This is a genomic window from Pseudomonas sp. NBRC 111127, assembly GCF_001320345.1.
Classification (GTDB): domain Bacteria; phylum Pseudomonadota; class Gammaproteobacteria; order Pseudomonadales; family Pseudomonadaceae; genus Aquipseudomonas; species Aquipseudomonas juntendi.
In genome coordinates this window covers 1-8,499 of record NZ_BCBD01000208.1, presented here as the reverse complement: position 1 = coordinate 8,499, position 8,499 = coordinate 1, and the positions used below count along the sequence as shown (strand labels likewise).

General features: G+C 66.8%; 6 protein-coding genes. 4 read left to right on the top strand and 2 right to left on the bottom strand.

Annotated features, from left to right (window positions below; translation table 11 throughout):
• The 4 genes from APH30_RS24935 to APH30_RS24920 form a co-directional block, all read left to right on the top strand.
• A partial coding sequence (locus APH30_RS24935) for an aldehyde dehydrogenase family protein (RefSeq protein ID WP_156326656.1) occupies nucleotides 1-856 on the top strand: 856 nt, incomplete at its 5' end.
• Between the two features lie 74 nt (nucleotides 857-930).
• Nucleotides 931-2,814, top strand: coding sequence for a feruloyl-CoA synthase (locus APH30_RS24930; RefSeq protein ID WP_054914045.1), 1,884 nt, complete (start codon nucleotides 931-933; stop codon nucleotides 2,812-2,814).
• Complete coding sequence (locus tag APH30_RS24925; protein ID WP_054914044.1) at nucleotides 2,811-4,049, top strand: thiolase family protein; 1,239 nt, start codon at nucleotides 2,811-2,813, stop codon at nucleotides 4,047-4,049. Before APH30_RS24930 ends, APH30_RS24925 begins: the two co-directional genes overlap by 4 nt.
• Nucleotides 4,050-4,063: 14 nt before the next feature.
• Nucleotides 4,064-5,794 carry an acyl-CoA dehydrogenase family protein gene (locus APH30_RS24920; protein WP_054914047.1) on the top strand — a complete coding sequence of 577 codons (1,731 nt, stop codon included), beginning with the start codon at nucleotides 4,064-4,066 and terminating at the stop codon, nucleotides 5,792-5,794.
• Here the strand turns inward: APH30_RS24920 and APH30_RS24915 are convergent.
• On the bottom strand, nucleotides 5,778-6,800 hold the full coding sequence (locus APH30_RS24915) for a formylglycine-generating enzyme family protein (RefSeq protein ID WP_054914043.1): 1,023 nt from the start codon (nucleotides 6,798-6,800) through the stop codon (nucleotides 5,778-5,780). The two genes, APH30_RS24920 and APH30_RS24915, sit on opposite strands and share 17 nt — an antisense overlap.
• Nucleotides 6,797-8,479: an arylsulfatase gene (locus tag APH30_RS24910; protein WP_054914046.1), complete on the bottom strand. Its 1,683-nt coding sequence runs from the start codon at nucleotides 8,477-8,479 to the stop codon at nucleotides 6,797-6,799. The genes APH30_RS24915 and APH30_RS24910 overlap by 4 nt, the downstream gene beginning before the upstream one ends.
• Between the last annotated feature and the right edge of the window lie 20 nt (nucleotides 8,480-8,499).

Genomic DNA, 8,499 nt, shown 5'->3' with positions numbered 1-8,499 from the left:
CAACGTCATCAGCAACGCCCCGGAGGATGCGCCAGCGGTGGTCGAACGCCTGATTGCCAACCCCGCTGTGCGGCGGGTGAATTTTACCGGCTCTACCCAGGTAGGGCGCATCGTCGGCGAGTTGGCCGCACGCCACCTGAAACCGGCCTTGCTGGAGTTGGGCGGCAAGGCGCCGTTGCTGGTGCTGCACGACGCCGACCTGGACGCCGCGGTCGAAGCGGCGGCCTTTGGCGCCTACTTCAACCAGGGCCAGATCTGCATGTCCACCGAGCGCTTGCTGGCCGATAGCCGCATCGCCGATACCTTTGTCGACAAGTTGGCAGTCAAGGTCAGCGGGCTTCGTGCCGGCGACCCCCAGGCCAGCGACTCGGTGCTCGGTTCGCTGGTCAGCAGTGCGGCGGGCGAACGCATCAAGGCGCTGATTGACGATGCCGTGGCCAAGGGCGCTCGCCTGGTCTGCGGCGGCCAGCTGGACGGCAGCATCCTGCAGCCGACCCTGCTCGACCATGTCGACAGCAGCATGCGCCTGTACCGCGAAGAGTCGTTCGGGCCGGTGGCTGTAGTGCTGCGCGCCGAAGGTGACGAGGCCTTGCTGCAACTGGCCAACGATTCGGAGTTTGGCCTGTCGTCAGCCATTTTCAGCCGTGACACCGGCCGGGCGCTGGCCCTGGCCCAGCGCGTGGAATCGGGTATCTGCCACATCAACGGGCCGACCGTGCACGATGAAGCGCAAATGCCCTTCGGCGGGGTGAAGGCCAGCGGCTATGGCAGCTTCGGCAGCCGCACGGCCATCGACCAGTTCACCCAGTTGCGCTGGGTCACCCTGCAACAGGGCCCCCGGCATTACCCCATCTGAGCAACACGCAATGGGCCGCCCCGGGCAATGTCCGGCGGCGGCAGCCTGTACAACAAGAACAAGGAGCAACCTGCGTGAATACCCAACCCCGCCTGCGGTCATGCGACCCTGGCCAACCGCCGCGCTACCGGCAGGTGTCCATTGGGCACCCACAAGTGCAGGTCAGTGAAACCGACGGTGTGCTGCGCATGCTGGCGCTGGAGCCGTTGGCACCTTTGCCGGCGCGCCTGCTCGACCGCCTGCTGCACTGGGCGCGCGTGCGCCCGCACACCACCTTTATCGCCGCGCGCGAGCCCAGCGGTGGCTGGCGTGAAGTCAGCTATGCGCAGATGCTCGACCAGGTACGTACCATCGCTGCCCACTTGCTGGGGTTCGGCCTTGGCGCCGAACGGCCGCTGATACTGTTTTCCGGCAATGACATCGAGCACCTGCAGCTTGCCCTGGGGGCCATGTATGCCGGCATTCCTTACTGCCCGGTGTCGCCTGCCTACGCACTGCTGTCGCAGGACTTCGCCAAGCTGCGCCACGTTTGCGAGGTGCTGACCCCTGGCCTGGTGTTCGCCACCGACAGCCAGCCGTTCCAGCGTGCCTTCGATGCCGTGCTGGATGAATCGGTGCCGGTGGTCAGCGTGCATGGCCAGCCGCCACGCCGCCGCCATTTCAGTTTTGCCAGCCTGCTGCAGCCCCGTGACCTGGCGCCGGCAGACGCTGCGTTCGCCGCCACCGGGCCCGATACCATTGCCAAGTTCCTGTTCACCTCGGGTTCCACCAAGCTGCCCAAGGCGGTGATCACCACCCAGCGCATGCTCTGCGCCAACCAGCAGATGCTGCTGCAGACCTTCCCGGTGTTCGCCGAAGAGCCGCCGGTGCTGGTCGATTGGCTGCCCTGGAACCACACCTTCGGCGGCAGCCACAACCTGGGCATCGTGCTGTACAACGGCGGCAGTTTCTATCTGGACGCCGGCAAGCCGACCCCGCAAGGCTTCGCGGAAACCTTGCGCAACCTGCGCGAGATTTCGCCCACGGCCTACCTCACCGTACCCAGGGGCTGGGAAGAGCTGGCCAAGGCGCTGGAGCAGGACGCCCAGCTGCGCGAGGTGTTCTTCGCCCGCATGAAGCTGTTCTTCTTTGCCGCAGCGGGGCTTTCGCAAAGCGTTTGGGACCGCCTGGACCGTATCGCCGAGCAGCACTGCGGCGAGCGTATCCGCATGATGGCGGGCCTGGGCATGACCGAGGCGGCGCCGTCCTGCACCTTTACCACCGGGCCGCTGTCGATGGCCGGCTACGTCGGCTTGCCGGCACCGGGTTGTGAAGTGAAGCTGGTGCCCCAGGCCGACAAGCTCGAAGCGCGGTTTCGCGGCCCGCATATCATGCCGGGCTACTGGCGCTCGCCGCAGCAGACCGCCGAGGTGTTCGACGAGGAGGGCTTCTACTGCTCGGGCGACGCCCTGAAACTCGCCGATCCGCAACAGCCGGAGCAGGGCCTGATGTTCGACGGCCGCATCGCCGAGGACTTCAAGCTGTCGTCGGGTGTATTCGTCAGTGTCGGGCCACTGCGCAACCGTGCGGTGCTGGAAGGCTCGCCCTATGTGCAGGACGTCGTGGTCGCGGCGCCCGATCGCGAGTGCGTGGGCATGCTGGTGTTCCCGCGGCTACCCGAGTGCCGGCAATTGGCGGGGCTTGGGGCAGAGGCCAGCGACGCCCAGGTGCTGGGCAGCGACGCGGTGCGCCAGTGGTTTGCCAACTGGCTGACGCACCTGAACCGGGACGCCCAAGGCAACGCCAGCCGCATCGAATGGTTGGCCTTGCTTGAAGAGCCACCCTCGATCGACGCGGGCGAAATCACCGACAAGGGCTCGATCAACCAACGTGCGGTGTTGCAGCGGCGCGCTGCCCTGGTCGAGGCGCTGTATCGGCGCGAAGCCCCGGGCCAGTTGCACGCACAGGCGCGGCCATGAGCGGCGGGCTGTGCACCGTGTTCGACGACGTTGCCATCGTCGATATGGTGCGCACCCCTTGGGTTGACCTTGGGGGTGCGCTGGCAACCGTTTCACCCATTGACCTCGCCATCAAGGCCGGGCGGGCGGTGCTGGCGCGTGCCGGTAGCGATCCGCAGGCCGTGGGCAGTGTGCTGGCCGGCAGCATGGCCCAGGCCAGCTTCGATGCCTATTTCCTGCCAAGGCATGTCGGCCTTTACTGTGGCGTGCCGCTGGCAGTGCCGGCCTTGGCGGTACAGCGCATCTGTGGCACGGGGCTCGAGCTGTTGCGCCAGGCTGCCGAGCAACTGCGCAGCGGGGCGCCGCAGGTGTTGTGCGTAGGTGCCGAATCCATGTCACGCAACCCGATCGCGGCCTATGAACACCGGGGCGGCTTCCGCCTGGGGGCGCCGGTCGGGTTCAAGGACTTCCTCTGGGAGGCGTTGTACGACCCGGCTGCCGATGTGGACATGATCGGCACCGCAGACAACCTGGCCCGTGAGCATGGCCTGGCGCGGGAAACCGTGGATGCCTGGGCCTTGCGCAGCCATCAGCGCGCGTTACAGGCCCAGCAGGCCGGTTGGTTCGCTGAGGAAATCGTCAGCATCAGCAGCGAAAGCTTCTTCGCCGAAGGCTACCAGCCACGCGCTATCGAACTGCCACGCGGGCTCGCCGAAGTCAGCCACGACAGCCACCCACGGCCCACCAATGCTGCAGCGCTGGCGCGGCTGCGTACCGTGCACCCTGGTGGGGTACAAACCGCAGGCAACAGTTGCGCGGTGGCCGATGGGGCGGCGGCGGCAGTGGTGGCGCCCTACGCCAGTTGCACGCGACCGCCCCTGGCGAAACTGTTGATGGCCACGGCGGTGGGCGTATCGCCGCACACCATGGGTATCGGGCCGGTGCCGGCCATCGAGCTGCTACTGCGCCGCAGCGGCTTGCGCGCAGACCAGATAGACCGCTTCGAAATCAACGAAGCGCAAGCCGCGCAGGTGGTGGCGGTGGCCCAGGCGCTACAGCTCGATGTGGCAAAGCTCAATGTTCACGGCGGCGCCATTGCCCTCGGGCACCCGCTGGCCGCCACCGGGTTGCGGCTGGTGCACACACTGGCCCGGCAACTGCAGCAGGGCAACCTGCGCTATGGGGTGGCTGCTGCGTGCATAGGCGGCGGCCAAGGCATGGCGCTGCTCATCGAAAACCCCTGTTTCACTGCCTGAACAAGAGGTGTTCCATAGCCTGGAAGGCCCCCCTGCTGGACATGCAATTCGTGCTGCAACATTGGCTCCAGGCTGATAAGGCCTGGCAGGCAATGCCGCCTCATGCAGACCTGGACCTGGACCTGGCGTGGCAGGTGCTGGAACAAGCCGCCCGCTTCACTGAGCAGGTTCTGGTGCCGCTGAACGCCACAGGTGATCGCCAGGGTTGCCGTATGGAGGCGGGGCAGGTGCGGACCCCGCACGGTTTCCCGGCGGCCTACCAGGCTTATGTCGAGGCAGGGTGGCCGGCACTGGCCTGTGCCCCGCAGTTCGGCGGCCAAGGGTTGCCGCTGGTGCTCGACGCTGCGCTGCAGGAAATGCTCTTCGCCAGCAACCATGCCTGGGCCATGTACACCGGTATCGCCCATGGCGCGTATCAATGCCTGCAGGCGCATGCCAGCGAACAACTGCAGGCACGCTACCTGCCCGGTATCGTCAGTGGCGAGATCCTGCCCACCATGTGCCTGACCGAGCCCCAGGCCGGCAGCGACCTGGGCCTGTTGCGCTGCCGCGCCGAGCCGTTGGGCGACGGCCGTTATGCCATCACGGGCAACAAGCTGTTCATCTCCGGCGGCGACCACGACCTGACCCGCCAGATCGTGCACCTGGTGCTGGCCCGGCTGCCGGGCGCGCCGGCCGGCAGCCGCGGTCTGTCGCTGCTGCTGGTCCCCAAATGGCTGAAAGACGGTCAGCGTAATGCGGTGCAGTGCGAAGGCCTGGAGCACAAGCTGGGTATCCGCGGTAGCGCCACCTGTGCATTGCGCTTCGAGGCGGCCAGTGGCTGGTTGGTGGGACAGGCGCACGGCGGCCTGGCGGCGATGTTCGTGATGATGAATTCGGCCCGGCTGCACGTTGGCTTGCAAGGGCTGGCGCACGCCGAAGCCGCCTGGCAATGTGCCCGGGAATACGCCATGGCGCGTAGGCAGATGAATGCGCCCGGGCAGCCCAAGGGCCAAGCCGACCCCATTCACTTGCACCCCGCCATGCGCCGGGTACTGCTTGAGCTGCGGGTGCGCAGCGAAGGTATGCGCGCACTGGGCTACTGGGCGGCGCACTGGCTGGATGTGGCCGCAGCGGCCACTGACCCCGGGCAACGGGCCAAGGCGGCGACGCTGGCGGCGCTGCTGACACCGGTCATCAAGGCTGCCTTCACCGAGCAAGGTTTCACCCTGGCCAGCAAGGCCCTGCAGGTGTTCGGCGGTTATGGCTACACCTGCGAGTTCAGTATCGAGCAAACGCTGCGCGACAGCCGCATCGCCATGATCTACGAAGGCACCAACGAGGTGCAGGCCAACGACCTGCTGCTGCGCAAGGTGCTGGGTGACGGCGGGGCGGGCATGGCACTGCTGCTGGGCGAACTGCGTAAAGAAGCCGGCACCGGGATGGCGGCTGCGGTTCTGCAGAGGGTATGTGCGGTGCTGCAGGGGCTACTTGCCGAGGTTATGGCCAAGGCGGCCGCTGACCCTGAGTACCCGTACCGCGCGGCCGGCGACTTCCTGCAACTGTGTGCCACGGCGTTGCAGGCGTTTGCCTGGGCGCGCACCGAGCGTTGCCTGCAGGCCTTGCCGGTGGACGCGCCACTGCGCCTGCAAAAGCAGGAAAGCATCGGCTTTTTCTGCAACTACCTGATGCTCGATTTCGACCGCCAGGTAGCGGCCGTGGCGGCGGCCGCTGCCCCGTTGCCCAGCATTACCGCACCGTTCTGAAACCCACGTGTGAAGTGGCCATGAACACCGGCTGAGGTTGCCGCGCCGAAGGCCGGTAGCGCAGGCAGCGGTCTGCCGAACACAGGTGCGAACCGCCCTTGATCACTGCCACTTTCACGCCGGGGTCAGCGGGGTCGTGGCTGTCGTCCAGGCTTGGCCCGGGCGGGTCCAGGCCAGCGTCGCGCTGCGGCGCATGGCCTGGGCGGTAACCCGTGCGGGTCAACTCCCAGACATTGCCCCCGGCATCGAACAGGCCAAAGCCGTTGGCCGGGAAACAGCCCACCGGCGAAGTGCCGGTGAAACCGTCGGTGGCGGCATTGTGGTACGGAAACTGGCCCTGCCAGGTATTGGCCATGGCTTTGCCCTTGGGCAGTTCGGTCATGCCCCAGCTGAAGTCGGCATCCTGCAGGCCGCCGCGCATTGCATATTCCAGCTGGGCCTCGCTGGGCAGCCTGCGCCCGGCCCAGCGTGCATAGGCCTGTGCATCCTCCAGTGCCACTTGCACCACCGGGTGGTTATCCAGCCCTTGCAAGTCGCTGCCCGGGCCTTGCGGGTGGCGCCAGCTTGCCCCGGGCACGAACTGCCAACCCGGGTGCAGCACATCCGGCCCTTGCTTGAACACCATTGCCCCCGGCACGCGCAGGTGCTGGGGCAGGCTGGGGTCGTCGGCCGTGTCGATCCCCCGCTCGGCATGGGTGAGGTAGCCGGTCGCCGCGACGAAGCGCGCGAACTGGGCATTGGTGACCGGGTGTACATCGATCCAGAATGCCGACACTTGCGCCAGGTGGGCGGGGCCCTCCTCGTCGTAGTAGCGCTCCGAGCCGAAGCTGAACTTGCCGCCGGGCAGTTTCACCATGCCGTCCCGCCAGGGGCCTTCACGGGGGGCGGGTACACCGCCATAGCCATCACACAGCAGCGCCGGGGCCGCCGCTTGCGGCCAGGCGCTGTAGCCAATGGCGAGCAAACCGGCGGCGAGCAGCGCGCAGCCGGCTGCACGCCCGATCATTGCTTGCTGGCCACCGCCGGGCTCGCCACTCTGGCAGGGCTGGCGGGGCGGCCTTCGGCATCGATCACGATATTGCTGCGCTGGGCGTAGGCCTTCCAGTCGCGCAGCATCTGTGCCACTTGCTCGGGGTGCGCAGCGGCGATGTCGTGGTGCTCACCTGGGTCTTTGCGCAGGTCGTACAGGTGCCACGCCGGTTTGCCGTCGGTGGCATCCCACAGCAGCTTCATCGGGCCTTTGCGCAGCGAAGCACTGCCGTTGATTTCCCAGCCCAGAGCTTCGTCACCGGCATGGATGAGCGTGTCGTCGCCTTGCAGGTAGTCCAGTGCCGAACTGCCCTGCGGCGGCACGATATCGCGGTCGCGGTACTTGATGCCGGGCATTGGCGCACCGGCCAGTTGCAGCAGGGTGGGCATGATGTCGCGCACGCTGGCCAGCGCTTCGCTGCGCCCCGCTTTGATCGTGGCCGGGTAGTAGACAAAGGCCGGCACGCGGATGCCGCCCTGGTAGGTGGTCATCTTGTAGCGGCGGCTGGGCAAGGCGCTGACCTGGGCCCAGGCCGAGCCGATCATCAGGAACGAGTCGCGTCGGCCGTAGTTGTCCAGGCGGTTGTCGAAGTGCTGGCTGATCCACGTCGGGTCCACCCGTGAGGCGTTCTCCGGGCCATTGTCGGACATGAACAGGATCAGCGTATTTTCCAGTTCACCCCGCTGGCGCAGGTGCGCTACCAGCCTGCCCACCTCGGCATCCAGGGCGCTGACCATGGCGGCGTAGACCTCCATGGTGCGCGCCGATTGGCGTTGCTGTTCGGGGCTGAGCGACGCCCAGCTCGGCACCCCCTCCAGTTGTGCGTCCAGCGGGAAGTCTGCCGGCACCAGGCCGGCCTTGCGCTGGCGCTCCAGGCGCTGTTGGGCGATGGCCTCGTAGCCCTGGTCATAGCGGCCGCGGTATTGCGCCAGGTACTGGTCCGGTGCCTGCAGCGGCCAGTGCGGCGCGGTATAGGCGGCGAAGGCGAAGAACGGTTTGTTGCCAGGGTTGGGCTGGTCAATGGCGCCGATCAGGCGGTCGGTGAACCAGGTGCTCGAGTAGAAGTCGCTGGGCAGCGCGATGGGTTCACCGTTGTGCAGGAAGGTTGCGCTGTAGTTCGGCAGCAAGTCCATGTTGGCTTGCTTGAAGTGCGCGGCGCCGCCTTCGAGCAGCACGTAGGCCTGGTCGAACCCGCGGTTCTGCGGCTGTTGCGCAGGTTGCATGCCCAAATGCCATTTGCCGGAAATGAAGGTCCGGTAGCCGGCATCGTGCAGCAGCTCGGCAAGGGTGGCGACATTGCCTGCCAGCACACCCTCGTAGCCGGGGCGCACTTCAGTGCCTGGCGGCAGGCGCTTGCGTGCCTCGGCCATCATGCCCAACCCAGCCAGGTGCGGGTCGTTGCCGGACATCAGCATCGCCCGGGTCGGGGAGCAACTGGGCGCGGCATGAAAGTCCAGCATCAGGCGGCCGTCGGCCAGCAGGCTGTCCAGGTTGGGGGTCTGAATTTCGCTGCCCAGTGCTGATAGGTCAGAGAACCCGAGGTCGTCAGCCACGATGAGCAGAATGTTTGGTTGTTTAACGATAGGGGCGGCCATGGCTTGGCTGGTGCCGAGCATCAGCAGGCCGAGCGCGGCAAGGGATTTTAGGCAGTTCATTGAGGGGCTCTTGTTGTTTT

Excerpts from the sequence above, each read along its gene's own strand:
- APH30_RS24925 (WP_054914044.1), top strand. The coding sequence starts at position 2,811 with ATGAGCGGCGGGCTGTGCACCGTGTTCGACGACGTTGCCATCGTCGAT.
- APH30_RS24915 (WP_054914043.1), bottom strand. The coding sequence starts at position 6,800 with ATGATCGGGCGTGCAGCCGGCTGCGCGCTGCTCGCCGCCGGTTTGCTC.
- APH30_RS24910 (WP_054914046.1), bottom strand. The coding sequence starts at position 8,479 with ATGAACTGCCTAAAATCCCTTGCCGCGCTCGGCCTGCTGATGCTCGGC.